Below are 26,811 nucleotides of genomic sequence, written 5' to 3'. Positions count from 1 at the left end.
TCGATGGACACCACCACGACCGGCTCCGCCCCCCGCGCGGGCCGACCTGAGGTCACCGGCGACGACGCGGCCCGCGCCTGGGAGGAGCTCGTCACCTCGGCGCTGCTCGGTACGGATCGCCGGCCCCCCACCGCACTGGCGGGAACGGCGGCGGGAAGCCTGCCGGGGGCACTGCTCGACGAGGCCGCGCTGCACACCGTACGACGCAGGGCGGGGCTGCGGCCCGGGGCTGCCGCGGCGCCGCCGGAGCCGGCCCCGCGGGATTCCCGCAGGGCGCTTCCGGTGGCCGCCGGGATCCGGCTGGAACAGCTGCTCGCGGGACGGGCCGCACCCTCGCCCGCCGGTCGGCGGGGCGCCGCCCCCGACCTCGCCGAACTGCTGCCCCAGTGGCTCGCCCTGGCGAACGACCTCGGGTACAAGGCGCCGCCCGCCGCGCTGCCCGCCCTGCTCGACGCGGCCCGGGCCCGTACCGATCTGCGGCCCCAGGCCCTGCGGCTCGCCGGGCCCCGCGGCCTGTGGCTGGCCCGGCTCAACCCCGAGTGGAGGTTCGCCCTGCGGGGCACGGCCGCGGGCGGCGGACTGCCGTCCCCGGAGGACACGGAAGGGGTCCGCGCCCTGTGGGACGAGGGCCTGTTCGCCGAGCGGGTGGCCCTGCTCTCCGCCGTGCGGAAGGACGACCCGGCGGCCGGGCTCGCCCTCCTCGCGTCGACCTGGCCCGCCGAGCGGGCGGAGGACCGGCTGATGTTCCTCGACTCGCTGCGGACCGGACTCTCCGACGCGGACGAGGAGTTCCTCGAGGCGGCCCTCGCCGACCGCAGCCGCAACGTCCGGGCGACCGCCGCCGAGCTGCTCTCCGCCCTGCCCGCCTCCGCGCTCGCCGGCCGGATGGCCGGCCGGGCCGCCACCTGCGTCGGCCTCGACCGGACGGCGGTTTCGCCCGCGATCGCCGTCGAGGCTCCGCACGAATGCGACGCGGCGATGCAGCGGGACGGCCTGGTGGCGACGCCGCCCGCGGGGCGCGGCGAGCGTTCCTGGTGGCTGGGCCAGCTGGTCGAGGCGGCACCGCTGTCCTGCTGGCCGGCCAGGTTCGGCGGACGCACCCCCGAGGAGATCGTGGCCCTGCCGGTCGCCGACGACTGGCAGGCCGAACTGCACGCGGCCTGGTGCCGGGCCGCCGTACGGCAGCGGGACGCGGCCTGGTCGCGCGCCCTGCTCGGCTCCCCCGCGGCCCCGCCCGCGACCGGCCCGGGGACGGCGTCACTGGCCGAGCGCGGCCGGCTCCTGTCGATGCTGGCCCCGGAGGAGCGGGCGCTCTGGGTCGCCTCGTTCGTCGCCGCGCACGGCCTGTCGGAGGCGTTCCAGCTGCTCGGCGTCTGCGCCGTCCCCTGGTCGGAGCCACTCGGCGCCGCGGTGATCGACGCCCTCGACATCGCCCGGGACGCGGGCAGTTACCCGTGGAGCTTCAGCGGGGTGATGGGCCTGGCGGAGCGTTGCCTCGACCCGGCCGCGGCACGGCAGCTGGAGTCCCTGACCGCCCTTCCCGACGAGGCGGAGGACGTCGCACCCGGGGCCGGCGGCTACTGGTCCGAGGCCTTCCAGCGCCTGGTGTCCACCCTCCGGCTGCGCGCCGTGATGCGCGCCGAGCTCACCGGGGAGCACGTGGGGGTGGTCGCGGCGTACGGAGGTTGACTGCGCACGTACGGAAAGCCGAGGGGCCCTTCCGTGACGGAAGGGCCCCTCGGTGTGAACGGACGGTGTGGCGCGGCTACGCGGCCACGCGCACGTTCGCGTTCACCCAGTCCACGATGGACGCCGTCGTCGCGCCCGGCGTGAAGATCTCCGCCACGCCCTTCTCCTTCAGCGGAGGGATGTCGGCGTCGGGGATGATGCCGCCGCCGAAGACCTTGATGTCCAGGGCGTCGCGGTCCTTGAGCAGCTCCAGGACCTTCACGAAGAGCGTGTTGTGCGCACCCGAGAGGATCGACAGACCGATCGCGTCGGCGTCCTCCTGGATAGCGGTGTCGACGATCTGCTCGGGCGTCTGGTGCAGCCCGGTGTAGATGACCTCCATACCGGCGTCGCGGAGTGCCCGCGCGATCACCTTCGCGCCACGATCGTGGCCGTCGAGACCCGGCTTGGCCACCACCACGCGGATCGGACCGGCTCCACCCATCACTGCCTCCACATGCGACCCCCGCGCTGATTGCCGGGGAGGTGAACGAACGTTATCTCCAGCATCCCGCACCCGGCAGTTTCGCGGTGCCCGGGGAGGGGGAAATCACACGTGGGACATGTTCGCTCTGCGCCGTTCCCCGCTTTCGGGCCCTCCTCCTGGGCCCACCAGCCGCAAGCGGGGCCCGGTCGCAAAGGGAGCCGAGACGAGGTCGCCGCACCTCCGTGCCGTCGTCCGTACGGCGCGGGGGTGCGGCGCACCGGCGTACCGTTCGGCCCCGCGCGCCGTTCGGGAGGCCGGCCATGGAGCTCGCCAAGGTCACCGCCCTGATGAAGGCCACCGCCCTGGAACTCGCCGTCCTCACCGGCCACCTCGTCCTCTACCCCTCCGGGGTCGTGGCCGAGCGGCTCACCCCCGCCACGCCCCCGGCCTCACCGCTCGCGGGCCGCCGTCCGGTCGTCCTCCTGCACGGCTTCGTCGACAACCGCTCCGTCTTCGTCCTGCTGCGCCGCGCCCTGACCCGGCACGGCCGTGACTGCGTCGAGTCGCTCAACTACTCTCCGCTCACCTGCGACCTGCGGGCCGCCGCCGAGGAGCTCGGCCGCCGGGTGGAGGAGATCACCGCCCGTACGGGCCAGGCGGAGGTCGACATCGTCGGACACAGCCTGGGCGGGCTCGTCGCCCGCTATTACGTGCAGCGTCTCGGCGGTGCCGCTCGGGTCCGCACCCTGGTCACGCTCGGCACCCCGCACTCCGGGACCACGGTGGCCCCGCTCGCCGACGCGCATCCGCTGGTCCGGCAGATGCGCCCCGGTTCGGAGGTGCTGCGGGAGCTGGCCGGTCCCGCGCCGGGCTGCCGGACCCGGTTCGTGAGCTTCTGGAGCGATCTGGACCGGGTGATGGTGCCGGTGGAGACCGCCCGGCTCGACCACCCCGAGCTCCTGGTGCACAACGTCCGGGTCAGCGGGATCGGCCATCTCGCGCTGCCCGTCCACCCGACGGTGGTGGCCGGGGTCCTGGAGGCCCTCGACGCCGGCGGGCCGCAGGCCCGGGGAGCGCGCGAGGAGGAGCCGGGCGCGAGCTCGGTGGCCTGACCACGCCACACCGTTCTTCGAACGTTCCTCGAACACAAGGCCAAAGCTCCGTCCCCGAGCTGGCGAAACACGGCCGATTGCCCGTTTCCTACAGGCATAAACCCCGGGGAAGATTGTCCGCCGCGCGTACCGCCGGGTACAGTCGCGCCACTGCTTACCCCCGGGACACCCCTCAAGGGGCCCGCCCCGGACTGGTCCTGCTGCCGAGGCGAGAGAGACGTTGGTGAACGACCAGCACCCCCACGCCGGGTACGCCGGTGACGGCGCCCACTCCACCGGCAGCTTCTCCACCGACCCGCTCTTCGGCTCCTACGCCGAGGGCCAGGCGGACCACAGCGGCCAGTGGGACCTCGGCCAGTACGGCGGCGCCACCGGTTCGTACGCCACCACCGGCCAGTACGACCTGACCGGGCAGTACGACACGACGGGGCAGTACGCCACCACCCCGCAGTACGACACGACGGGCCAGTACGACACCACCGGCCAGTACGACACCAGCGGCCAGTGGGACACCACGGGACAGTGGACCGGCGTCACCTCGTACGACGCCACCGGCTCGTACGACACCACCGGCCAGTACGACACCACCGGCGCGTACGCGACGACCGGTTACGACACCGGCGGCCAGTACGACGCCACCGGCCAGTGGAACGCCTCCGCCTGGACCGAGGCCCAGCAGACCGGCCAGTACGAGACCGTCCACGCCGGCACCTACGCCGCCCAGGGCGCGTACGGCTACGAGTCCTACGACGCCACCGGCCAGTGGGCCGCACCCGCCTTCGCGACCGACAACGGCACCGGCAGCTACGACGCGACCGCGTGGAACCACGCGGCCCCGGAGGCCGAGCCGCTCGTCCCCCAGCAGTACAGCCCGATGGACGCGCCGCACACCGAGCACGTCGCCGAGCACACCTCCGAGTTCGCGTTCGAGTACGGCGCCGAGGCGGACGGCACGTCCCCCCACACCGACGCCGCCCCAGACGGCGACTTCGAGTTCGACGCCGGCTTCGACACGGACGCCGACGCGGACGCCGGCCTCGATGCCGACTTCGATGCCGACTTGGATGCCGTCGACGCACTCGCGGACCGCCACGGACCCGAGGACGCCGAGAACCTCCCGGCCACCGACGCCCCCGCCGTCGAACTCCGTACGGACTCCCCGCTCGCCGGCCGCCCCGTGCGCCGCAACGCCGGAGGCAGCCGCGGCCGTCGCCGTACCCCCGCCAAGCGGTCCGCACTGCTGACCGTCGCCGTGCCGTCCGCCTGTGTCATGGGAGTCGCCGGCATCGCCGCGGCCTCGGTCGGCGGGCTGACCGGGGCCGCCGAGGGCGGACAGAAGGACGACACCACCACCCTCGCCGCGGCCGACCCGGCCTCCGTCAAGCAGGTCGCCGCCAACAACGCGCTCGACACCCAGCTCGCCGCGCTCAGCGAGGACGCCCGCGACTTCGGCGACCGCGCCAGCCGCACCCAGGAGCGCATCGACCTCCGGATCCGCCAGGAGGCCGACAAGAAGAAGCGCGAGGAGGAAGCGGCCCGCAAGGAGGCGCTGCGCCCCAAGTTCGCTCTGCCGGTGAAGCTGCACCGGCTCAGCGCGCGCTTCGGACAGTCCGGCATCAACTGGATGTCCGTGCACACCGGCATCGACTTCCCCGTCATGACGGGCACCCCGGTCATGGCCGCCACGGACGGCACCGTCCGCACCCAGCTGAACAGCGCCTACGGCAACATGGTGATCGTGACCGCCCCGGACGGCACCGAGACCTGGTACTGCCACCTCAGCAGCGCCAAGATCCGCTCCGGTCACGTGAAGGCCGGCGACGTCATCGCGTACTCGGGCGACTCCGGCAACTCCACCGGCCCGCACCTGCACTTCGAGGTCCGGCCGAACGGCACCCGCGCGATCGACCCACTGGCCTGGCTGCGCAGCCACGGTCTCGACCCGACCAGCTGAACTTCCCCCCTTCACGCGTACGGGCCCCGGCAGCAGCCGGGGCCCGTAGGCGTGCGCGTGGCGGCGGGAACTACAGCTTCTCGACCGGCGCGTACCGCAGCAGCAGCCGCTTCGGCTTCTCGTCGCCGAAGTCGATCGTCGCCTGGGCGTCGGCGCCCGCGCCGGTCACCGTCATGACCGTGCCGAGCCCGAACTGGTCGTGCGTGACCCGGTCGCCGACCTGGAGCGAGATCACCGGCTTCTCCCCGGCGCGCCGCGTGGCGAACCCGGAGGGGCCGGAACGCGAACGGGACGACGAGAGCGAGGACGTGATCCCCGAGGTGGGCCCGGCGGGCTTCGCCATCGGGCCGGTCCGCTTCCACTCCAGGTACGCGGGCGGGATCTCCTCCAGGAACCGCGAGGCCGGGTTGTACGAGGGCTGGCCCCAGGCGCTGCGCATCGACGAGCGGGTGAGGTAGAGCCGCTCACGCGCGCGCGTGATGCCGACGTACGCGAGGCGGCGCTCCTCCTCCAGCTCCTTCGCCTGCCCGAGGGCCCGCATGTGCGGGAAGACGCCGTCCTCCATGCCGGTGAGGAACACCACCGGGAACTCCAGGCCCTTGGCGGTGTGCAGCGTCATCAGCGTGATGACGCCCCGGCCCTCCTCGTCCTCGTCCGGGATCTGGTCGGAGTCGGCGACGAGGGCGACCTTCTCCAGGAACTCGGCGAGGGTCGCGGGCTCCTCGCCGCGCTCCTGCTCGAACTCCAACGCCACGGCGGCGAGTTCCTGGAGGTTCTCGATCCGGGTCTCGTCCTGCGGGTCGGTCGAGGCCTGGAGCTCCGCCAGATACCCCGTCCGCTCCAGTACGGCTTCCAGGACGACGGCCGGGCCGGCGCCGGACTCGACGACGGTGCGCAGCTCGTCCATCAGCGCGTTGAAGCGCTTGACGGCGTTCGCCGAGCGCGCGGCCATGCCGTACGCCTCGTCGACCCGCTTGAGGGCCTGCGGGAAGGTGATCTTCTCGCGCAGCGAGAGGGCGTCGATCATCGCCTCGGCCCGCTCGCCGATGCCCCGCTTGGGCACGTTGAGGATGCGGCGCAGCGGGACGTTGTCCTCGGGGTTGGCGAGGACGCGGAGGTACGCGAGGACGTCCCGGACCTCCTTGCGCTCGTAGAAGCGCACGCCGCCGACGACCTTGTAGGGCAGTCCGACCCGGATGAAGATCTCTTCGAAGACGCGGGACTGGGCGTTGGTCCGGTAGAAGACGGCGACGTCGCCGGCCTTGGCGTCGCCCGTGTCCGTGAGCCGGTCGATCTCGTCGGCGACGAACTGGGCCTCGTCGTGCTCGGTGTCCGCGACGTAGCCGGTGATCTGCGCGCCCGCGCCCGCGTTCGTCCACAGGTTCTTGGGGCGGCGGGACTCGTTGCGCTCGATGACGGCGTTGGCGGCGGAGAGGATCGTCTGGGTGGAGCGGTAGTTCTGCTCCAGGAGGATCGTCGTCGCGTCCGGGTAGTCCTCCTCGAACTGGAGGATGTTGCGGATGGTCGCGCCGCGGAAGGCGTAGATCGACTGGTCGGCGTCGCCGACGACGCACAGCTCGGCGGGGCCGAGGTCCTCGTAGCCCGTGCCGACGAGCTCGCGGACGAGGGTGTACTGGGCGTGGTTGGTGTCCTGGTACTCGTCGACCAGCACGTGGCGGAAGCGGCGGCGGTAGTGCTCGGCGACGTCGGGGAACGCCTGGAGCAGGTGGACCGTCGTCATGATGATGTCGTCGAAGTCCAGGGCGTTGGCCTCGCGCAGCCGCGCCTGGTACATCCGGTACGCCTCGGCGAGCGTCTTCTCGAAGCCGTCGACGGCCTGGTCGGCGAAGGACTCCTCGTCGATCAGCTCGTTCTTGAGGTTCGAGATCTTGGCGCTGAACGACTTCGGCGGGAACTTCTTCGGATCGAGGTCCAGGTCGCGGCAGACCAGGGACATCAGCCGCTTCGAGTCGGCGGCGTCGTAGATCGAGAAGGAGGACGTGAAGCCGAGCCGCTTCGACTCGCGCCGCAGGATGCGGACGCACGCGCTGTGGAAGGTCATGACCCACATGGCGTTGGCGCGCGGGCCGACGAGCTGCTCGACGCGCTCCTTCATCTCCCCGGCGGCCTTGTTCGTGAAGGTGATCGCCAGTATCTGGCCGGGGTGGACGTGCCGCGTGCCCAGGAGGTGGGCGATGCGGTGGGTGAGCACCCGGGTCTTGCCGGAGCCGGCGCCGGCGACGATGAGCAGCGGGGTGTCGGTGTGGACGACGGCGGCGCGCTGCTGCTCGTTCAGCCCCTCCAGGAGGGCGGCGGGGTCCACGACGGGGCGCGGGGCGCCGTCGCGGTAGTGCGCGTCCCGCGGCGGGGGCGCGTCGAAGTGCTCCCCGAAGAGGTCGTGCGGGACCTCCTCCGCGGCCGGGGAGCCGTGCACGTCGTCCTCGGGGTGGGGCGGGGGCTCCTCCGAGGAGTGGTTCTGGAGGCCTGCCAGGAAGCTGTCGTCAAAGAGGCTGCTCATCGCCTCACGAGTCTAGGACGCCCCACCGACATCCGGGCCCGCCTTCGGGAGGCTCCTCGGCGTCCCGGGTGCGGAACGGGTCACACCCAGAGGGTCGCGATGAAGATGTTCGCCGTGGTCAGGCCGCCGACGGTGGCGAAGAGGCCCTTGTCGACCCTCTCCTCGTCCCGCTTGACGTAGACCAGGCCGAGGACGACGACGAGGATCGCCAGCTTGATGCCGACCTTGAGGTTGTTCACGGTCTGGTCGTCGGCCTGGTTGAGGCCGACCAGCGCGACGCCGGTGACCAGCATGGTCAGCGCGCCGTGCAGCATCGCGGGGCTGAACCGGGCCGTACCGGCGCCCATCGCCTTCATCTGGGTGAGGAACCCGCCGAGCAGCGAGGCGATACCGATGATGTGCAGGGCGACGAAGACATTGATGAGTACGTCCATGGGGCGGAGCCTAACCGGGGCCCTGGCACCGCTCGTCGGCCGGGGGCTTAGCACCGCTCGCCGACCCGGTCCACTCCCTTCGCCGCTTCGGTCGGTCGTCCGCCGGAAGGTCCCAGGCCCGTCACCCCGGGCGAGCGCGACCGGTCCCCGAACCGTCAACTGACGCCAATACCGATCAACTCGCCGCAGGGGCGTGACCCCAGGTTTAGCGTCCTCCACCAGGTGGCCGGCTCCCCACCGCCGCCGGCGATCCGGCGGTCGTCGGTCACCCCCGCCGAGAAGAAATCCGGCGGCGGTCGTCTCCCCTGTGGCGGCCGCCGCCGGCCCGGCGGGCACCGTCCCCCTCAGGCAGAGGAGTGTGACCCGCCCTCGTGGCAGCGCACCGAAAGTCCCGGCGATCCCCCCTCGGTGGTCAGGCGGTCCGCACCGCCGCCACGCTCGCCCTCGCCTCCGCGGCGACGGCGACGCTCTTCGAGGGGTCCGGGCACGCGGACCCCCGGCCCACCACCGCCCAGGTCAAGGCCAAGGTCGACCGGCTGTACGAGGAGGCCGAGGTCGCGACGGAGCGGTACAACGGGGCGAAGGAGAAGGCCGACGAGGCCCGCACCGCGTTCGACAGGCTGCGCGACGAGGCCGCCCGCAGGACCCAGCGGCTCAACACCGCCCGGGACGGGCTCGGGGCCATGGCCACCGCCCAGTACCGCTCCGGGGGACTCGACCCCGCGGTGCAGCTCGCCCTCACCTCCGACCCCGACGAGTACCTGGAGCGGGCCGCGCTCGCCGAGAAGGCCGGCGACCGGCAGGCCGTCGCCATCGGCGCCGTACGGCGTGAGCTCGCCGCGCTCCGGCAGCTGCGCGGCGAGTCCGCGGAACGCCTCACCGCGCTGCGCGGGCACGAGGACGAGCTGCGGCGGCAGAAGGCCGCCGTGGTCGGCAAGCTGACCGAGGCACGGACCCTGCTCGCCCGGCTCACCGCCGAGGAGCGGGCACGCTACGAGGCCGCCACCGCCGGCCGGGACGGCTCCGGCACCTCGGCGGGAACCGGTGGATCGGGCTCGACGGGGTCGACCGGCACCACCCCGGTGCGGGCCGACCGCTCCTCGGGCGGCGACCGCGCCCCGGTGACCGCCCCGAACGCCCGGGCCGCCGCGGCCATCGCCTTCGCCCGCGCCCAGCTCGGCAAGCCGTACGTCTGGGGTGCGACGGGCCCCTCCGCGTACGACTGCTCGGGCCTCACCCAGGCCTCCTGGCGCGCGGCCGGCGTCTCCCTCCCCCGCACGACGTACACCCAGATCAACGCCGGGCAGCGCGTCTCCCGCTCCCAGCTCGCCCCCGGCGACCTGGTCTTCTTCTACTCCGGCATCAGCCACGTCGGGCTCTACATCGGCGGCGGCCAGATGATCCACGCGCCCCGGCCCGGCGCCCCGATCCGGATCGCCCCCATCGACGAGATGCCCTTCGCCGGAGCGACCCGGGTGGGATGACCGGGAGTCCCGGCCGGTGCGGGGCGGCGGCTCAGACCAGGCGGCGGGCGGTGGCCCAGCGGGTCAGTTCGTGCCGGTTGGACAGCTGGAGCTTCCGCAGGACCGCCGAGACGTGCGACTCGACCGTCTTCACCGAGATGTAGAGCTGCTTGGCGATCTCCTTGTACGCGTACCCGCGGGCGATCAGCCGCAGCACCTCCCGCTCCCGCTGGGTGAGCCGGTCCATGTCCTCGTCCACCGGGGGCGCGTCCGTGGAGGCGAAGGCGTCCAGGACGAACCCGGCGAGGCGCGGCGAGAAGACGGCGTCGCCCTCCTGGACGCGGAAGATCGAGTCGACCAGGTCCGTGCCGGTGATCGTCTTGGTGACGTAGCCGCGCGCACCGCCGCGGATCACCCCGATCACGTCCTCGGCGGCGTCCGAGACGGACAGCGCCAGGAAGCGGACCGGGTTCTCGGGCGCGCTCATCAGGCTCGCGCACCGCCGCAGCACCTCGACACCGCCGCCACCGGGAAGGTGCACGTCGAGGAGGACGACCTCGGGGCGGGTCGCCGTGATGACGGTGACCGCCTGGTCCACGTCGGCGGCCTCGCCCACCACCTCGACGCCGGTGACGTCGGTCCTGCCGATCTCCGCCTGCACGCCCGTGCGGAACATCCGGTGGTCGTCGACGAGCACCACCCGCACCCGGCGCTCCTCGCCCGCCGCGCCCGCGTCGGCTCCGGTCGCCGCACCCGTCTCGTCGCTCATCCGTCCGCCCTCTCCATCTCAAGCTCCACTTCGGTGCCCTCGCCGGGAACGGACCGCAACCGGGCCGAACCGCCGTAGCGCTGCATCCGGCCGATGATCGATTCTCGTACGCCCATCCGGTCCTCGGGCACGGAATCCAGATCGAAGCCCGGCCCCCGGTCCCGCACCGAGACGAAGACCGTGCGGCCCTCCACCTCGGCGTACACCTGCACGGCACCGCCCTCGCCACCGTACTTGGCGGCGTTGACCATCGCCTCGCGTGCGGCCTGCATCTGCGCGGACAGTCCCTCGTCGAGCGGGCAGTCGCCGACGACGACGACCTCCAGCGGGACGCCGTGCTTGTCCTCGACCTCGGCAGCGGCCCTCTTCACCGCCTCCGCGAGGGTCTCCGGTTCCTCTTCCTTGCCGGTGCCCTCCGGCTTGTAGAGCCAGTTCCGCAACTCCCTCTCCTGGGCGCGGGCGAGCCGGCGGACCTCGCCGGCGTCGTCGGCGTTCCGCTGGATCAGGGTGAGGGTGTGCAGCACGGAGTCGTGGACGTGGGCCGCGACCTCGGCGCGCTCCTGGGCGCGGATGCGCATGGTGCGCTCCTCCGTGAGGTCCTGCGACATCCGCACCAGCCAGGGGCCGGCGAGCAGGGCGATGCCGGTGAGGACCGCGACGGCGGCGGTGAGGGCCGTGCCGAGCTGGGCGACGGAGCCGCGCACCACGACGAAGACCGCGAGGCCCGTGCCGACCAGGGCGACACCGACGAGGCCGCGGACGAGCTGGAGGACGCGGCGGCGACGCCCCGCCTCCGTCCAGCTGGCCCGGCGGGCGTTGTCCGCCTGGCGCCAGACCAGGGCGACACCGCCGCAGACGAGGAGCCCCGGCCAGATGTACCGCCCCGACTCGTTGTCGACGCTGATGTTCCCGATGAGGACCGCGCCGCCGATCGCGAGCGCGATCAGGGCGAGGACCTGTCCCCGGTCCGGCTTGCGCAGTCTTCGGCGTCCGTCCGCGGTGGTCTCGAAGAGGGGGCGTGGGTGGGTCCGGCCGCCGACACCGAGCGGGACGACGATCCAGAAGGCTGCGTAGAGCACGAGACCGAGGCCGTCCATGAAGAAGAGAACGAGGAAGATCACCCGCACCCAGACGACCGGCAGACCGAGATGACCCGCGAGGCCGCGTGCGACACCGCCGAGCCACCGCCCGTCGGCGCTCCTGTAGAGCCTGCGCACGGGCGGTTCGTCGGTCTCGGTGACACGAGCGGCTGCGGACATGCACCGATCGTCACACGTTCGGCCCGGCCGGGACATCAGGGTCCGCCCTGAGATCGCCCCTGGTAACGCCTCGGGGGCGAGGAGGCGCCGAATATCAGGGTCGGGCCAGGGTCGGCCCCGGTGCCGCTCGGCGTCACGGGCGGTCACCATGGACGCATGACGAGTTCGATGCCTTCGCAGCACGAGGCCCCGCCGCCGGCGGAGGCCGTTCCCGCCCCGCCACTGCAGCGCTCGCGCGGCAGCAAGGTCGTGGGCGGAGTCTGCGGCGGCCTCGGCCGGTACTTCGACCTCGACCCGGTGATCTTCCGCGTCGCGGTCGGCGTGCTGGCGGTGCCCGGCGGCATCGGACTGATCTTCTACGGCTTCGCCTGGCTGCTGCTCCCGCTCGCGGGCGAGGACGAGAACGAGGGGCGCAGGCTGCTGACCGGCCGCGTCTCCGGCGCTTCGCTGGCCGCCGTCCTGATGGCCCTGGTGGGCTGCGGGATCTTCCTTTCGATGCTGCACAGCGGGACGATGCTGGGCTCCGCGCTCCTGGTGGGGTTCGTGGTGAGCGCGGCCGCCGTCTGGTCGCGGCGCCGGCAGGCGGGGGCCGTGTCGGAGCCCGAGAGCCGGCTGGAGTCGGCGGCCGCCGCCCTGGTGGCCTCGGAGGCCCCGCCCGAGACGAAGGCCCCGCCGATGGTCGAGTTCCCCTCCTGGTGGAAGGACCCGATCGTCAAGGACGGCTCCACGGGCAAGGTGGCCATGGGCTACCTGTGGGGCCCGCACGGCGTCCTCGACCAGGACGGCCGGGTGGGCGGCGAGGTGCCGAAGCCCGGCAGCCAGTGGGGTCCCCCGCCGCCCGCCCCGGGACGTCCGCAGCCGTCGATCCGGCGGAGCCCGCGTTCCATCGGCGGCCTGGTGTACCTGCTCGCCATGGTCGCGGCCGTCCTCGGCACCGCTCTCACCTGGGACGACCATCCCCTGGGCACGAGCCTGCAGACCGGCCTGGTCGCCGCCCTCGCGGTGTTCGGGCTGGGCCTCGTCGTCAGCAGCTTCCTCGGCCGGACCGGGTTCGGCACGGTCTTCCAGACGGTGATCGCGGCGGGCCTGCTCGCCCTGGCCACGGCGCTGCCCCACGAGATCTCGACGGACTGGATGCGCGAGACGTGGAAGCCGGCGTCCGCCGCCGCCGTACAGCCCCGCTACGAGGTGGGCACCGGCGTCGGCACCCTCGATCTGTCGGGGCTCCCGCTCCCGGCCGGCTCGACCGTCTCGACGTCGGCCGAGGTGGGCGCGGGGCAGCTCAAGGTGATCGTCCCCAAGGACGCGGTCGTGAAGGTGCACGCCGAGGTGGGCCTCGGTGACCTGCGGCTGCCCGGCGAGCCCGCCAACGACATCGACATCTCCCCGGACCGCGATGTCACCCGCACGATCGACCCGCCGGCCGGGACCGCCCCGGCGGGCACTCTGGACCTCTCGCTCGAGGTCGGCATCGGACAGGTGGAGGTCACCCGTGCTGCTTCATGAGTTCCGTCCGGGCCGGCTGCTCGCCGGCCTCACCGCCCTGGCCCTGGCCGCGCTCTACGCGGGTGACGCCGCCGGCGCCTGGACGACGCCGTGGTACGCGGTGATCCCCGTCCTCTGCGGCGGCCTGGGCCTGGCCGGCCTCGTGACCTGGGTCGCCTATCGAATACGGCGCCGCTCGGCGAGGAAGCGGTCCACCGACAGCACCGAGGCCCCGGCCAGCACCAGCGGGAGCCAGGACATCAGATAGGCGAGGTCGTTGCCGAGGTAGTACGGGTTCACCTGCCAGCTCACGGTCAGCCAGAGGCTCAGCGAGATCAGTGCGCCGCCGAGCGCCGCCAGGCGGGCGAAGAGGCCGATCAGGGTCCCGATCCCGACGGCGATCTCCCCGAAGGCGATCGCGTAGCCGAAGCCGGCGGGGCTCTTGAGCGCGAGGTCGACGAGGGCGGGGATCGCGGACGAGTCGCGGACCCCTCGCATCGTCTCGCCGATGGAGCCGCTGCCGGTGTCGGCGAGGAAGCCGGGGTCGGTGAGCTTGTCGAGCCCCGCGTAGACGAACGTGACCCCGAGGAAGATCCGCAGCGGAAGGAGGGCGTAGCGGGCGGCGACCGCCTTCCGCTTCTCGAGGGCGGCCCTCCAGCCGTCGGCGCGCCCGCCGCCGGCGCCCGCACCGACCGCTCCACCCGTACCGCTCGTGTCGTCCGTCCGGTCCCCTTGTCCCGCCATCGTCGGTCACCTCTCCACGTCCCGTACGGCTGTTCGCGGATCGATTCTCCTCGCTGCCGGCTCCGGGGACACGGGAAGGGGGCCGGACGGTCAGTCCACCACGTCGATCGTGACCCGGTTGGTCTCCACGCCCGCCGCCGTCACGACCGACACCTCCACCCGGCCCGGTTCCACGTCCGCCGGGAGGGGGACGGTCAGGGCCGTGTCGGTGGGGTTGGCGAAGCCGCCGGGCACGGGCACCAGCGGCACATGGGCGTGGACGGGACCGATGCGCACGACCAGACGGGTCAGCGGGTCGGGGGCGGCGGCACCGGGCGGGACGAATCCGCAGCCGCGGATCTCGATGTCGTCGCCCGTGCGGATCGGGGCGTCGAGGTCGCCGGCCTCCCGGGACCGGACCACGGAGTGGATCGTGGGGCGGACGCCCTCGGTGTACTTCGCGGCGAGGTGCCAGGCCGCCGATACGCCGAGGAGCAGGACGAGGGACCAGGGCACCTCGGGCAGCCGGGCGGGGTCGCGGGCGAGGCCGACGGCGGCGAGGGCCAGGACGGCGGCGGAGACGAGGAGGTACTGGACGTCGGCGAGGCTCGCGCGGCCGCTGTCGTCGCAGACCAGGTCGGCGGCGCGCGGGCGGTCGGCGCGCACCTTCTGGAGGCGGTGGGAGGCGATGCCCGTGGAGACGACGAGACGGGCGGTGACGGTGACGGCCGACACCAGCGCGAGGACGGTGAGCAGGCCCGCGCCGCGGGCCAGCCCGAAGGCGGTCGCGTCCGACGACCGGAAGGCCAGGAAGAGGAGGGTGAAGCCGAGGAGCAGCAGCCAGGCGGCGGCGACGGCGCGGGTGGTGGAGAGCCGGTTGTCCTCGCCGATCAGCGGGGCGAGGAGACCGCCGCGCGCCCGGTGCGCGTGGGCGGCGGCGCTGAGCAGGGCGGCGAGGACCAGGGCGGTGCAGAGGCCGGCCGTGCGGGCGCCGGTCCACCCGTTCCCGATCGCGGTGAGGGCCTGGCCGAGGAGGAGGGCGAGGACGGCGCCCCAGACCGCGACGAGACCACCGCGCCGCACCCGGTCGAGCCAGGCGAGGCCGGCCTCGCGGCCGCGGACGGCGACCGCGCGGGCGGACTGGGCGAGCTCGTCGGAGACCCACTGGCGGGCGGCGACCGGCGAGTGGGCGACGGCGGCGGGGACACCGTGCCCGGCGGCGAGTTCGTCGCGCCGGGCGAGGAACGCGGCGACCGCGCGCCGGTGGCCGGTCTGTCCGCAGTGGGCGCAGCCGGCGCAGGCCGTCGCGTGCTCGCCGTACTGTCTCGCCTCTTGAACCGCCACGGTGCTCACTTCCCGAGCTCACTTCACGGCACGTACCGGTGCGTCCCGTAGCGCCAACCGACCGTTGATTCCACGGAATTGTGCCCCACCGGCGGCTCTCGCGCCTGCCGCGTGCGCCCCGCCGGAGAGTGATTGCCACGCCGTCCCATTGACGTACAGAAGGGTGAAGCGATGGTGTTACGACAGGAGTTCGGGCTCCGCTCGGCTGATCCTGCGCCAGAGTGGCTGGTAGTTGATCCAGGCGACGAGGTCGCTGCCGAGCTGTTCGCGGGTGGTGACCGCCTCGCGGTGGTCGATCAGGACCGGCTTGCCGGCCGCCCGTGCGGCAAGCTGGATCCGGGCGCAGCGCTCCAGGGCGATGAACCACCAGGCCGCCGCGTCGACGGAGCCGCCGACGGTGACCACGCCGTGGTTGCGGAGCACGATCGCCTTGAACGGGCCGAGGGCGACGGCGATCCGGCGTCCTTCCTCGGCGTCGACGGTGACGCCCGTGTAGGCGTCGTAGAGGGCGTGGTCCTGGTAGAAGGCGCAGGCCTCCTGGGTGATCGGGTCGAGGAGTTCGCCGAGCGCGGCGAGCGTGCGCCCGTGGACGGAGTGGGTGTGGGCGACGGCGACGGCGTCGGGCCGGGCGCGGTGGACCTCGGCGTGGACGGTGAACGCCGCCTGGTTCACGTGCTGGCCGCCGCGGAGGACCTGCCCGTCGCCGTTGACCAGGATGAGGTCGCTCGCCGTCAGCTCCTCGAACGGCGCCCCGAACGGGTTCACCCAGTAGCAGTCGGGGTACTCGGGGTCGCGGGCGGTGATGTGGCCCGAGACGCCCTCCTCGTACCCGAGCCGCCCGAAGAGCCGGAGCGCGCCCGCGAGGCGCTGCCGGCGGTGGGTGCGTTCCTCCTCGGCGGTCGCGTGGACGGGCGGCATGGCGAAGTGGAGCCGTTCGACGGGTACGGGGTCCGGTATCACGCTCATGCGCCGGAAGGTAACGCCCGGCCGGGCAAGTCACCAGAGTCCGGACGCGAACACGACGAAGCCGCCGCCCCGGCGTGCCGGGACGGCGGCTTCAGGCGCCTGCGGGAGCGACTACTCCCACTCGATGGTGCCCGGGGGCTTGCTCGTGACGTCGAGTACGACACGGTTCACGTCGGCGACCTCGTTGGTGATGCGGGTCGAGATCTTCGCCAGCACGTCGTACGGCAGGCGCGACCAGTCGGCCGTCATGGCGTCCTCGGAGGAGACGGGGCGCAGCACGATCGGGTGACCGTAGGTGCGGCCGTCGCCCTGGACGCCCACGGAGCGGACGTCGGCGAGGAGGACCACCGGGCACTGCCAGATCTCGCGGTCGAGACCGGCCGCGGTGAGCTCCTCGCGGGCGATGGCGTCGGCCTCGCGCAGCAGGTCCAGGCGCTCCTTGGTGACCTCGCCGACGATGCGGATGCCGAGGCCGGGGCCGGGGAAGGGCTGGCGCTGGACGATCTCCTCGGGCAGGCCGAGCTCCTGGCCGACCATGCGGACCTCGTCCTTGAAGAGCTGGCGCAGCGGCTCGACGAGCTCGAACTCCAGGTCCTCGGGGAGGCCGCCCACGTTGTGGTGGGACTTGATGTTCGCGGTGCCGGTGCCGCCGCCGGACTCGACGATGTCCGGGTAGAGCGTGCCCTGGACGAGGAAGGCGACGTCCTCGCCGGTGCCCGCCGACTCGGCGACGATCTCGGCCTGGGCCTGCTCGAAGACGCGGATGAACTCGCGGCCGATGATCTTCCGCTTGGTCTCCGGGTCGGAGACGCCGGCGAGCGCGGTCAGGAAGCGCTCCTGCGCGTCGACGACCTTCAGGTTGACGCCGGTGGAGGCGACGAAGTCCTTCTCGACCTGCTCGGTCTCGCCCTTGCGCATCAGGCCGTGGTCGACGTAGACGCAGGTGAGCTGCGAGCCGATGGCCTTCTGCACGAGCGCGGCGGCCACGGCGGAGTCGACGCCGCCGGAGAGGCCGCAGACGGCGCGCTTGTTGCCGACCTGGGCGCGGATGGCCGCGACCTGCTCCTCGATCACGTTGCCCGTGGTCCAGCTGGGCTCGATGCCGGCGCCGCGGTAGAGGAAGTGCTCCAGGATCTGCTGGCCGTGCGTGGAGTGCAGGACCTCGGGGTGGTACTGGACGCCGTACAGCTTCTTGGCGTCGTTCTCGAAGGCGGCGACCGGCACGACGTCCGTGGAGGCGGTGACGGTGAAGCCCTCGGGGGCGGCGGAGCAGGCGTCGCCGTGCGACATCCACACCGACTGCTCGACCGGGGTGCCCTCGAAGAGGGTGGAACCGGCCTTGGAGACGTGCAGGCCGGTGCGGCCGTACTCGCGGGCGCCGGTGTTGTCGACGGTGCCACCGAGGGTCGTCGCCATCAGCTGGAAGCCGTAGCACATGCCGAAGACGGGGACGCCTGCCTCGAAGATCGCACGGTCGAGGCGGGGCGCGCCCTCGGCGTACACGGAGGACGGGCCGCCGGAGAGGATGATCGCCTTCGGGTTCTTGGCCAGCATCTCGGCCACCGGCATGGTGGACGGGACGATCTCGCTGTAGACCCGGGCCTCACGGACGCGGCGGGCGATGAGCTGGGCGTACTGGGCCCCGAAGTCGACAACGAGGACTACGTCCGGGTTGGAGACGTCGGGCGCGGCAGCGGGGGGCGCTGATGACACTACGGCGGCCTTCCGGCGGTAGGAGAGGGTCCCCCGAAGGGGGGTGCTATTTGTCGATTCTACCGGCGCGCCGGTCGCACTTTTCGTCTCACCATCCGAACCCGGGTTGGCCGGGGCCCGCCGGCGGGGTCCATACTGTCGCCATGCGCAAGCTCACGACCTTCGTCTTTACCTATGGCAACCGGCCCACCGGCTGCCATGGTCGTGCTGCTTGAGCAACTGACAAGCGACTTCCCAGGCGCCCCGGGCCGACAAGGCCCGGGGCGTTCTGCTTGTCTCCGGGCGATGTCGCCCCGGGGCATCCGACACACGAGGAGCCCCGACATGACCGCCATGACCCAGACCGAGAAGACCGGCGCCCGCACCGACGAGGCGGCGACGCTGATCGGTGACGCCCGTGAGCGCATCGACGCGCTCGACGACCGGATCATCGGTCTCATCCAGGAGCGGATGGCCGTCTCCGCCGTCATCCAGGAGGCCCGGATCTCCTCCGGCGGCCGCCGGGTGAACCTCGCCCGCGAGATGGAGGTCCTCGCCCACTACAGGGACGCGCTGGGCAAGCCCGGTACGGCGCTGGCCATGACGACGCTGGAGCTGTGCCGCGGCCGCGTCTGAGGCCACCGCCCGGAACTCGCCCTTTGCCGCGGCCGCCTCCGAGGCCACCGCCCGGAACTCGCCCTTCGCCGCGGCCACGGCGAAGGCACCGCCCGGAGGTCGGGTCACCGACCGCATCTGAGTTCGGGCCCGCTCTCACCCGTACGGCGCGTGACCGGTCTCGGCCCGGCTTCGTTGGTCCGGGTGTCCGTGCCAGCCAGGGGCGGGCCCGTAAGAAACCACGCGTGGCTTCGCTGGGGCGTGTGGCGTACCTCAGGTACGTCGTGGGACCTCGCACCAGCGCCTGTGACCGGACAGCAGGGGACAGCAGCCCGGTCACCCAGAAAGGGCGGTCGATCCCGGGGACGCCCGGGGTCGGCCGCATCAGGCCGATCCCCCGATCCTCCCCGTCCCCCGATCCCCCTCCCTCTCCCTCCCCCGCGGCGCAACCCCCCGGCGCCGCCCCGCTCGGCACCGCCGCTGCCCTGACACCGGTGCCGACCCCAAGGGCCCCGTGCCGCGACCGGAATCGCGAGCGCGGGGCCCTTCCGCATGCCCGTATCTCCAGCGTGACGCGCGTCACACAGAGATCCCGTGCAACCGCTACAACCAATCCCACCGGTCGCGGGTCATCTATGCAGCACCACCAAGAACTGGAAGGGCGCTGCACTCGGAGGGGGGTGCAGCGCCCTCTCCTGTGTCCGGAGGAGGTGTCCGGGGCTCGTGCCCCGGGTCAGGCCTTCTTCGGCGGGACCGCCGGCATGCCGAGGAACGGCAGCCGCAGGGCGCCGAAGGCCTCGGCCGGGACCGCGGGGGACTTCGGCTCGACCGCCGAGAGCCGTGTGTACGCCTCGCCCTGGCGCGGGCGCGGGTCCTCCTCGCCCTTGTTCGGCCAGAAGGACATGGCCCGCTCGGCCTGGGCCGTGATCGTCAGGGACGGGTTGACGCCGAGGTTGGCGGAGACCGCCGCTCCGTCGACGACGGAGATCCCGGGGTGGCCGAAGAGCCGGTGGTACGGGTCGATGACGCCGGACTCGGCGTCGGCGCCGATCGGGCAGCCGCCGAGGAAGTGGGCGGTGAGCGGGGTGCCCATGAGTTCGCCGACGTTGGAGCCGGCGAAGCCGTTGATCTCCTCGGCGAGGAGGGTGGCGGCCCGGGTGGCCTCCGGGATCTGGACCGGGTTCGGCGCTCCGTGGCCCTGGCGGGCGGTGAGCAGGCCCTTTCCGAGGCCGCCGGGCTTGCGGTAGGTCGTCAGGGAGTTGTCGAGGGACTGCATGACGAGGCCGATGATGGTCCGCTCCGACCAGTGCCGGTTGGAGAGCGAACGGGCGGCGAGGGTGGGGTGCCTGAGCAGGTTGAGGAACCAGTTGCGCACCCGGTGGGCGCCGTAGGGCACCTGGAGGACGGTGAGGCCGCCCATGGAGTTGGAGCCCTTGCCGTACCGCACCGGCTCGATGTGGGTGTTCTCGTCCGGGTGGATCGAGGAGGTGATGGCGACGCCGCGGGTGAAGTCGGCCTTCTGGGCGCCGTGCCGCTTGCGGTAGCGGCGGTCGGTGGTCTGGGCGCCGACGAGGCCCTCGGAGTTGGTGCGGGTGAGCTCGCCGAGCCGGTCGGAGAGGCGGGGCAGCAGGCCGCTGTCCTTCATCCGGTGCAGCAGGGTCTGGGTGCCGTACGTGCCGGCCGCGATGACCACCCGGCGGGCGGTGAAGGTCCGGCCCTTGCCCTTCCTGCGCTGGTCGGTGGGCAGGGTCTTCACCGCGAAGCCGCCCCGCGAGTCCTCGGTGACGGTGACCACGGTGGTCATGGGGTGGACGGTCGCGCCGGCCTTCTCCGCGAGGTGGAGGTAGTTCTCGTTGAGGGTGTTCTTGGCGCCGTGCCGGCAGCCGGTCATGCACTCGCCGCACTCGGTGCAGGCGCGCCGGGCCGGGCCCGCGCCGCCGAAGTACGGGTCGGCGACCTCGCCGCCGGGCTTCGCCTTCGAGGTCCCGTCGGCGTCGTCGCCGTCCCCGAAGAAGACCCCGACGGGCGCCATGTGGAAGGTGTCGCCGATGCCCATCGCCTGCGCGGCCGACTTGAGGTGCACGTCGGAGGGGGTCATCGTCGGGTTGAGGCGGACGCCGAGCATGCGCTGGGCCTGGTCGTAGTACGGCCGCAGCTCGTCCTGCCAGTCGGTGATGTCCTTCCACTGCGGGTCGTCGAAGAACGGCTTGGGCGGTACGTAGAGGGTGTTGGCGTAGTTGAGGGAGCCACCGCCGACGCCGGCGCCCGCGAGCACCATGACGTTGCCGAGCAGATGGATGCGCTGGATGCCGTAGAGGCCGAGGGCGGGGGCCCACAGGAAGTTCTTCAGGTCCCAGGAGTTCTTCGGCAGGGTCGCGCGGGTGAAGCGGCGTCCGGCCTCCAGGACGCCGACCCGGTAGCCCTTCTCGGTGAGGCGGAGGGCCGTGACCGAACCGCCGAAGCCGGAGCCGACGACGAGGACGTCGTAGTCGTACGCGGCGTCGTCCGCCTGCTCCTGATTTTGGGTAGGGGGTACCGCGGTCATGGCTCTCCTCGTACGGAAAGGGGCGGAAACGGTCGGGGCCCGGACGCCGGCCCGGGGCCGGATAGCCGACCCGGGGCCGCGTGTCAGCCCGGGCCGGATGCCGACCCGGGGCCGCATGTCAGCCCGGGCCGGATGCCGTCCCGGGCCCGCGTGTCAGCGCAGGCGCAGGGCCTTCATCGCCTTCAGGGACACGCTCATGAAGGCCGCGTACTTCTCGTCGTCCATCCCGAAGGAGGGCGCGAGGGGCATCAGCCGCTGCTGGGCGACAGTCTGGGCCTCGGTGTACTTGAGGATGCCCTCGGAGCCGTGGCGGCGGCCGAGGCCGGAGTCCTTCATGCCGCCCATCGGGGACTGCACGCTGCCGTAGGCGGGGGCGTATCCCTCGTTGATGTTGACGGTGCCGGTGCGCAGCCGGGCCGCGACGGCGTGGCCGCGGCGCGAGTCCTTCGTCCAGACCGAGGAGTTCAGGCCGTACGGCGTGCCGTTGGCGAGGTCGATCACCTCGTCCTCGTCCCGGAAGCGGTAGACGGAGACGACCGGGCCGAAGGTCTCCTCGGCGCAGACGGCCATCGGGGCCTCGACGCCGTCGAGGATGGTCGGCTCGTAGAAGAGGGGGCCGATGTCGGGGCGGGCGACGCCGCCCGCGACGAGCTTGGCGCCCTTGGCGACGGCCTCCTCGACGTGGCGGCTGACGGTCTCCAGCTGCCGGTCGCCGACGAGGGAGCCCATGTCGGCCCCGTACGCGAGGGAGCTGCCGAGCCGCATGGCCTTGGTGCGGGCGGCGAAGCGCTCCAGGAACGCGTCGGCGACGGACTCGTGGACGTACAGCCGCTCGATGGAGATGCAGAGCTGTCCGGCGGAGGAGAAGCAGGCGCGGACGGCGCCGGCGGCGGCCTTCTCGATGTCGGCGTCCTGGAGGACGAGCATCGCGTTCTTGCCGCCGAGTTCGAGGGAGACGCCGACGAGGCGGGCCGCGGCGCCCTGCGCGACCTCGCGGCCGGTTCGGGTGGAGCCGGTGAAGGAGACGTAGTCGGCGTGCTTGACGACCTCGGGGCCGACGACGGGGCCCTCGCCGATGACGACCTGGAACACCTCGGCGGGCAGTCCGGCCTCGATGAGCAGGTCGCGGGCCCAGAGCGCGGTGAGCGCGGTCTCCGTGTCGGGCTTCATGACGACGGCGTTGCCGGAGACGAACGCGGGCAGGGCGTCGCCGACGGACAGTTCGAGCGGGTAGTTCCAGGGCGCGATCTGGCCGACGACCCCGCGGGGCTGGCGCAGTTCGGTGACCTTGGTGAGGGTCGGCACGACGCCGGTGTGGCGCTTGGCGCGCAGGTAGGAGGCGGCCCTGCGGCCGTAGTGGCGGGCGGCGACGGCGACCGCCTGGACCTCCTCGTGGGCGTGCAGACGCGCCTTGCCGGTCTCCAGCTGGATGAGGTCGAGGACCTCGGACTGGCGCTGGAGGACGAGGTCGTGGAAGCGGAGGAGGACGGCGGCGCGGGCCTTGACGGGGGTGGCGGCCCAGGTGGCCTGGGCGACGCGCGCGCGTGCGAAGGCCTCGGCGACGTCCTCGGGGGTGGACTCGGGCAGGTCCGCCAGCTTCTCCCCGGTGAAGGGGGTGTGGTTGGCGGTACGGCCGGAGCCGGCGACGCCGCGGGTGAGGCGGGCGACCACCTCGGGCGTCACGACGTCGGCGGCGGTCCGCGCGCCGTCGGGCGCGGGCGCGACCGGGTTGGTGGCGCCGGCGGGCGCGGCCGCCCTGCCCTGCGCGGCGTGGGCGTCGAGAACCGGAGGGGCGGCGGGGGCCTGCGAGTCCGTCATGAGGGCGAGCGTAGGCCGCGTTCCGCCCTTTGGGTACCCGTCGGTAATGCGTTTTCACCGGGTGCGCACATCGTGCCAGCGATCACTGGCACATAAGCCCTGATCAGCGGCTTACGGATGCCGGAGGCCGGGCACGGAGAAAATCTCCGGCCCGGCCTCGGTGCCCGAGCGGTGCTCGGGAAGCTCAGTCGCCCGGCGCCCGCCAGTAGCGGACGACGATGTCGAACTGCTGCCGGGTGGTCTCCCAGCTCGACTCCGGCGAGGACATGTAGATGGCGTACTCCGTGCCGTCGTCCTCGTAGTACATCTGGTCGATCGCGTGCCGGGGCCCCGGGAAGTCCTTCCGCTCGGTCCAGGTGAACTCCCACAGGCAGGAACGGACCTGGTCGCGGTAGGTGTTCTGGTTGAGCTTGACCCGCTTGTAGTTCATCCGTTTCTGCAGCACGCGCTCCAGGTCGAGGGCGTGCATGTACGGGTTCTCGAAGTCGGGGCTGCGGTCGATGCTGATCCGGATGCGGTGGCGGCCGTTGTCCGGGGTGTAGTCGATCTGGTCGCCCTCCGTCTGGCGCTTCCAGCCGTCCGGCACGACGAGGCTGAAGCCCTCCGGGTCCACGACCCGGTGCCAGCCGGCCGGGACACCGTCCGCGGTGCCCTGGGTGGGCGGGGCGGAGGTGGGGGCCTTGGTCCGTCCGCCGTCGCCACCGCGGTCGCCGCTCGCGTAGTTCATGACGGCGAAGACGGCACCGCCCGCGACGACCCCGGCGAGCAGCGCCGCGAGGACGGCGCTGCGCCACCGGCCGCGGCCGTGCCGCGAGGACGTGTCCGGGACCAGGGTGGGAGGCGACTGCGGCAGCGCGGGCCCGCGGGGCGGCCGAGAACCGTGGGACGACTGCGCCACGTGGGGCGGGTGGGGCCACTGCGCGGTGACCTTCCGCGGCGCGCCCGCAGGCGCGCCGTCCGCCGCCGTGCCGTCCGCGACGGTGCCGGTGCCGTCCGCGCCCCTGCCGTCCGTACCCGCGACGTCCGCCGTACGCGCTCCGCCGGCGTGGCCGGCACCCCCGCCGATCCCGCCCGCCGCCGGACCCAGGTCCTCCCTGGCGACGCGCTGGGTCGGCACGTACGCCTGCGCGGCGTCCGGCCTGCGCCCCTCCATCGCGTCGAGCAGCATCCGCTCGGCCTCGTCCGCGCGAGGACGCCGGTCCGGGTCCTTGCTCAGCAGGGCCACGATGACGGGCGCCAGGGCCCCCGCCTTCTCCGGGTGCGGCGGCTCCTCGGTCACCACGGCCTGCATGGTGCTGATCGGGGAGGTGCGGCGGAACGGCGAGGTGCCCTCCACCGCCGTGTACAGCGTCGCGCCGAGGGACCACAGGTCGGAGGCCGGTCCGGGATCGCCGCCGCGCACCCGCTCGGGCGCCAGGTAGTCGATCGAGCCGACGATCTCGCCGGTCCGCGTGATCGTCGAGTCCCCCTCGATCGCCGCGATCCCGAAGTCGGTGATCAGGACGCGCCCGTCGCGCGCGAGCAGGACGTTCCCCGGCTTGACGTCCCGGTGCAGCACCCCGGCCGCGTGCGCGGCCCGCAGCGCGCCGACGACGTGCAGCCCGATCCTGGCCGCCTCGCGCGGCTCGATCGTGCCGGCCTCCTTGGCGGCGTCGGCGAGCGAGGGCCCGTCGACGAACTGCATGACGATCCACGGCCGGTTGTCGTGCTCCAGGACGTCGTGGACGGTCACCACACCGGGGTGCGTGATCCGGGCGGCCGCCCGCGCCTCCTTCTGCGTGCGGGCGTGCAGCACGAGGCGGTCGGCCTCGGCCACGAAACGACCGGCCGTCAACTCCTTCACCGCCACCACGCGGTGCAGTACCTCGTCGTGCGCGCGCCAGACCCTGCCCATGCCGCCGCGCCCGATGGACTCGCCCAGCCGGTACCGCCCGGCGAGCAGCAGCCCCTCGCCTGTGCTCTGAGAATGTTCCACTTGCCCCCGCATTCCTTCGGAGAACAGGTTACGGAGGGGGGCACGGGCGGCGGAACCTCGGGGCCGTCATAGGAACAGCACTGTGACCAGGGGGCGGTAGGGATCGTTCCGCTTCAGCGACCCGGCCGGAACGCCCGCGTGGCCTCGTCATGGATCTCGCCGACCTTGTCGCGCTCGGCGTACGGGCCGATGACCTGGACGACGTGGTACCTGCCACCGTCGATCAGGGCCAGGTTGCGGACGAAGACCTCACGGCCCGTGCCGTCCAGCCACCAGTAACTCCCCGTGGCCGTCGCCGTCCTGCCGATGTCGACCCGGCGGGTGCGCTCCGCCCCCGACCAGCTGGACGCCCGCCACGGCTCCAGCTCGCGCTCGCGGGTGTTCTGGTACTCCAGCGGGTCGCCCCCGTTGTCCCGGACGCTGTCCCGGCCCGGTACGACGATCATCGTGAAGTCGCCGCTGGTGTAGCGGACTTGCCCGGCGTCGTTGATCGGGCTGCGCCGCCACCCGTTCGGCACCCCGATCCGGAAGCCCTCCGGGTCCTGGCGCAGGGTGTACCCGGCGGCGAGGGCGGGCCCCGACGGATCCGCGGCGGGCGGAGCGGTGGTCGCCCCGGCCGGCGGCCCGGTGGTCGGCTTGCCCGTCGTTCCGCCCGACGGCTCCGCGGACGGCCGCGCCGTCGACGGCGGCGCACCGGTCGTGGGCGTGGCCGTCGCGTCGGGGGTCTCCGTATCACCGGGCATGAAGAGGACCGCGTACGCCACGGCCCCGCCGAGCAGGAGGAAGACCAGCACCAGCAGCGTACGGCCGAGGGACCGCGGGGAGTCCGGGCCCCTGGAGGACGAGGTGCGCGGGGCGCGGGGCGCGCGCGGAGCCCGCTGCGGGATCTCCTCCTGGTACTCCTCCTGGAAGTCGCCCGAGGGGCCCGCCGGTACGTCGAGGGGGCCGCGCTCGTACGCCCGGTCACGCTCGTACGTGTGACCGCGCTCGTACGCGCGCTCGTACGCGGCGTCGTGCTCGTGGACGTCCTCGCGGCGGTCCGCGGCGCGCGGGTCCTTGCCGCGCTTGTGCCGGTGACGGCCCGCCCCGGCTCCCCCGCGCCGACGGCGCACCAGCTCGCCGCGCCGGCGCACGATCGGCAGCCGCTTCTCGTCGAAGGGCGGCAGCGGCACGACACCGACCCCGGCCTCCGGCTCGGGCGCCGACCGGACCAGGGAGCGCAGCCAGCCGCGCAGCTCCTCGAAGTCCGGCCGTTCGGTGGGGTCCTGACGCAGCAGGGACTCCACGACCGGACGCAGCGGCCCGCACTCCTCGGCGAAGGCCGGCGGCTCGGCGCAGACCAGCTGGACCAGCTCGGCCGCGCTGTCCTCCGGGTAGGGGGCGTGCCCCTGGACGGCCCGGTAGAGCAGTGCGCCCAGCGCCCACAGATCGGTGGCGGGGCCGATGGGCGGCGCGAGGCGCCAGTTCTCGTGGACGGGGCCGGCCTGTTCCGGCGCCCAGCGTTCGGTCACGGCGCCGACGACGGCGATCCGGGTCTGCCGGGCCCGCTCGGCGTCGAGCCGCGTGGCCGGGCCCCGGTACTCCCCGGCCGTCACGGCGACCGGCTCCCGGTGATCGTCCCGGTCGTCGTCACGGGCACCCGCGGGGGCCGGGATGCGCGCCGGTTCCGGGGTGGCCGCCTTGTACCCGGCGGGCAGGGCCGGCCGCCCCGAACCAGGCAGCACCGAACCGCCCCCGGCCGGGATCGGCCCCGAGGCGTCCCGCGAGGCGTGCGGGCCGTCGCTCCAGCTGCCGGCCAGCATCATCCGCGGCGGGCCGGGCCGCGGCCCGCGTCCGCCGTACGGCTCGTCGCCGTCGTCCTCGTCGTCCTCGTCGTCCTCGTCCGCCACCCGCGCCCACCACTGCGGCTCGGGCGCGGCGGGCGGCGGGGGCAGCTCCGGCGGCGCGGGGCGCTGCACCGGCAGCGCCCCGGTCTCGCCGAGCC

General features: G+C 73.2%; 19 protein-coding genes and 1 pseudogene. 7 read left to right on the top strand and 13 right to left on the bottom strand.

Going from position 1 to position 26,811, the window contains the following annotated elements; genetic code table 11:
• The first annotated feature begins 3 nt into the window (after nt 1-3).
• Nucleotides 4-1,689, top strand: coding sequence for a DUF5691 domain-containing protein (locus MRBLMG1_RS27735; protein WP_367826865.1), 1,686 nt, complete (start codon nt 4-6; stop codon nt 1,687-1,689).
• 76 nt (nt 1,690-1,765) lie between these two features.
• On the opposite strand, the gene MRBLMG1_RS27730 is transcribed toward MRBLMG1_RS27735, so the two are convergent.
• Complete coding sequence (locus tag MRBLMG1_RS27730) at nt 1,766-2,173, bottom strand: cobalamin B12-binding domain-containing protein (RefSeq protein ID WP_367826864.1); 408 nt, start codon at nt 2,171-2,173, stop codon at nt 1,766-1,768.
• Nucleotides 2,174-2,475: 302 nt separating this feature from the next.
• Here MRBLMG1_RS27730 and MRBLMG1_RS27725 point away from each other — a divergent pair, with 302 nt between their 5' ends.
• Nucleotides 2,476-3,267, top strand: a complete 792-nt coding sequence (locus tag MRBLMG1_RS27725; protein WP_367826863.1) for an esterase/lipase family protein — start codon at nt 2,476-2,478, stop codon at nt 3,265-3,267.
• 223 nt (nt 3,268-3,490) lie between these two features.
• On the top strand, nt 3,491-5,221 hold the full coding sequence (locus tag MRBLMG1_RS27720; protein WP_414721655.1) for a peptidoglycan DD-metalloendopeptidase family protein: 1,731 nt from the start codon (nt 3,491-3,493) through the stop codon (nt 5,219-5,221).
• Between the two features lie 70 nt (nt 5,222-5,291).
• Here MRBLMG1_RS27720 and pcrA read toward each other — a convergent pair whose 3' ends face one another.
• Both pcrA and MRBLMG1_RS27710 read right to left on the bottom strand, forming a co-directional pair.
• Nucleotides 5,292-7,739, bottom strand: a complete 2,448-nt coding sequence (gene pcrA, locus MRBLMG1_RS27715; RefSeq protein ID WP_367826861.1) for a DNA helicase PcrA — start codon at nt 7,737-7,739, stop codon at nt 5,292-5,294.
• Between the two features lie 80 nt (nt 7,740-7,819).
• Nucleotides 7,820-8,173 carry a hypothetical protein gene (locus MRBLMG1_RS27710; protein WP_367826860.1) on the bottom strand — a complete coding sequence of 118 codons (354 nt, stop codon included), beginning with the start codon at nt 8,171-8,173 and terminating at the stop codon, nt 7,820-7,822.
• 371 nt (nt 8,174-8,544) lie between these two features.
• Here MRBLMG1_RS27710 and MRBLMG1_RS27705 point away from each other — a divergent pair, with 371 nt between their 5' ends.
• The gene (locus MRBLMG1_RS27705) at nt 8,545-9,657 is read left to right on the top strand and encodes an NlpC/P60 family protein (RefSeq protein ID WP_367826859.1); all 1,113 of its coding nucleotides are present in this window, start codon (nt 8,545-8,547) and stop codon (nt 9,655-9,657) included.
• A gap of 31 nt (nt 9,658-9,688) precedes the next feature.
• Here MRBLMG1_RS27705 and MRBLMG1_RS27700 read toward each other — a convergent pair whose 3' ends face one another.
• Together MRBLMG1_RS27700 and MRBLMG1_RS27695 are read right to left on the bottom strand one after the other, a co-directional pair.
• Nucleotides 9,689-10,405, bottom strand: a complete 717-nt coding sequence (locus MRBLMG1_RS27700) for a LuxR C-terminal-related transcriptional regulator (protein ID WP_367826858.1) — start codon at nt 10,403-10,405, stop codon at nt 9,689-9,691.
• Nucleotides 10,402-11,664 carry a PspC domain-containing protein gene (locus MRBLMG1_RS27695; protein ID WP_367826857.1) on the bottom strand — a complete coding sequence of 421 codons (1,263 nt, stop codon included), beginning with the start codon at nt 11,662-11,664 and terminating at the stop codon, nt 10,402-10,404. The genes MRBLMG1_RS27700 and MRBLMG1_RS27695 overlap by 4 nt, the downstream gene beginning before the upstream one ends.
• Nucleotides 11,665-11,820: 156 nt before the next feature.
• Between MRBLMG1_RS27695 and MRBLMG1_RS27690 the strand changes: the two genes are divergently transcribed.
• Entirely contained in the window at nt 11,821-13,170 is a 1,350-nt protein-coding gene (locus tag MRBLMG1_RS27690; RefSeq protein WP_367826856.1) for a PspC domain-containing protein, read from the top strand.
• The gene (locus MRBLMG1_RS27685; RefSeq protein WP_367826855.1) at nt 13,157-13,417 is read left to right on the top strand and encodes a hypothetical protein; all 261 of its coding nucleotides are present in this window, start codon (nt 13,157-13,159) and stop codon (nt 13,415-13,417) included. The genes MRBLMG1_RS27690 and MRBLMG1_RS27685 overlap by 14 nt, the downstream gene beginning before the upstream one ends.
• Here the strand turns inward: MRBLMG1_RS27685 and MRBLMG1_RS27680 are convergent.
• The 4 genes from MRBLMG1_RS27680 to guaA form a co-directional block, all read right to left on the bottom strand.
• Nucleotides 13,327-13,893 (bottom strand): DoxX family protein, encoded by a 567-nt coding sequence (locus tag MRBLMG1_RS27680; RefSeq protein WP_367826854.1) that lies wholly within the window; start codon nt 13,891-13,893, stop codon nt 13,327-13,329. The two genes, MRBLMG1_RS27685 and MRBLMG1_RS27680, sit on opposite strands and share 91 nt — an antisense overlap.
• A gap of 90 nt (nt 13,894-13,983) precedes the next feature.
• Entirely contained in the window at nt 13,984-15,216 is a 1,233-nt protein-coding gene (locus MRBLMG1_RS27675; RefSeq protein ID WP_414721654.1) for a hypothetical protein, read from the bottom strand.
• Between the two features lie 177 nt (nt 15,217-15,393).
• The gene (locus MRBLMG1_RS27670) at nt 15,394-16,182 is read right to left on the bottom strand and encodes a class II aldolase/adducin family protein (protein WP_367826852.1); all 789 of its coding nucleotides are present in this window, start codon (nt 16,180-16,182) and stop codon (nt 15,394-15,396) included.
• A gap of 111 nt (nt 16,183-16,293) precedes the next feature.
• On the bottom strand, nt 16,294-17,895 hold the full coding sequence (gene guaA, locus MRBLMG1_RS27665; protein ID WP_367826851.1) for a glutamine-hydrolyzing GMP synthase: 1,602 nt from the start codon (nt 17,893-17,895) through the stop codon (nt 16,294-16,296).
• Between the two features lie 324 nt (nt 17,896-18,219).
• Between guaA and MRBLMG1_RS27660 the strand changes: the two genes are divergently transcribed.
• A complete protein-coding gene (locus tag MRBLMG1_RS27660) occupies nt 18,220-18,510 on the top strand; it encodes a chorismate mutase (RefSeq protein WP_367826850.1) in 291 nt (96 codons plus the stop codon).
• Between the two features lie 712 nt (nt 18,511-19,222).
• On the opposite strand, the gene MRBLMG1_RS27655 is transcribed toward MRBLMG1_RS27660, so the two are convergent.
• The 4 genes and pseudogenes from MRBLMG1_RS27655 to MRBLMG1_RS27640 form a co-directional block, all read right to left on the bottom strand.
• Nucleotides 19,223-21,034 carry a GMC family oxidoreductase N-terminal domain-containing protein gene (locus MRBLMG1_RS27655; RefSeq protein WP_367826849.1) on the bottom strand — a complete coding sequence of 604 codons (1,812 nt, stop codon included), beginning with the start codon at nt 21,032-21,034 and terminating at the stop codon, nt 19,223-19,225.
• Between the two features lie 153 nt (nt 21,035-21,187).
• Nucleotides 21,188-22,852, bottom strand: a complete 1,665-nt coding sequence (locus MRBLMG1_RS27650; protein ID WP_367826848.1) for a succinic semialdehyde dehydrogenase — start codon at nt 22,850-22,852, stop codon at nt 21,188-21,190.
• Between the two features lie 184 nt (nt 22,853-23,036).
• A complete protein-coding gene (locus tag MRBLMG1_RS27645) occupies nt 23,037-24,827 on the bottom strand; it encodes a serine/threonine-protein kinase (RefSeq protein ID WP_367826847.1) in 1,791 nt (596 codons plus the stop codon).
• 113 nt (nt 24,828-24,940) lie between these two features.
• Nucleotides 24,941-26,811 (bottom strand): annotated as a pseudogene (locus MRBLMG1_RS27640) (serine/threonine protein kinase); the annotation flags it as partial.

The organism is Streptomyces sp. LMG1-1-1.1, assembly GCF_040815545.1.
In the GTDB taxonomy this organism is placed as follows: Bacteria; Actinomycetota; Actinomycetes; order Streptomycetales; family Streptomycetaceae; genus Streptomyces.
The sequence above is the reverse complement of the archived record's forward strand: the minus strand, read 5'-3'. Positions and strand labels throughout refer to the sequence as shown.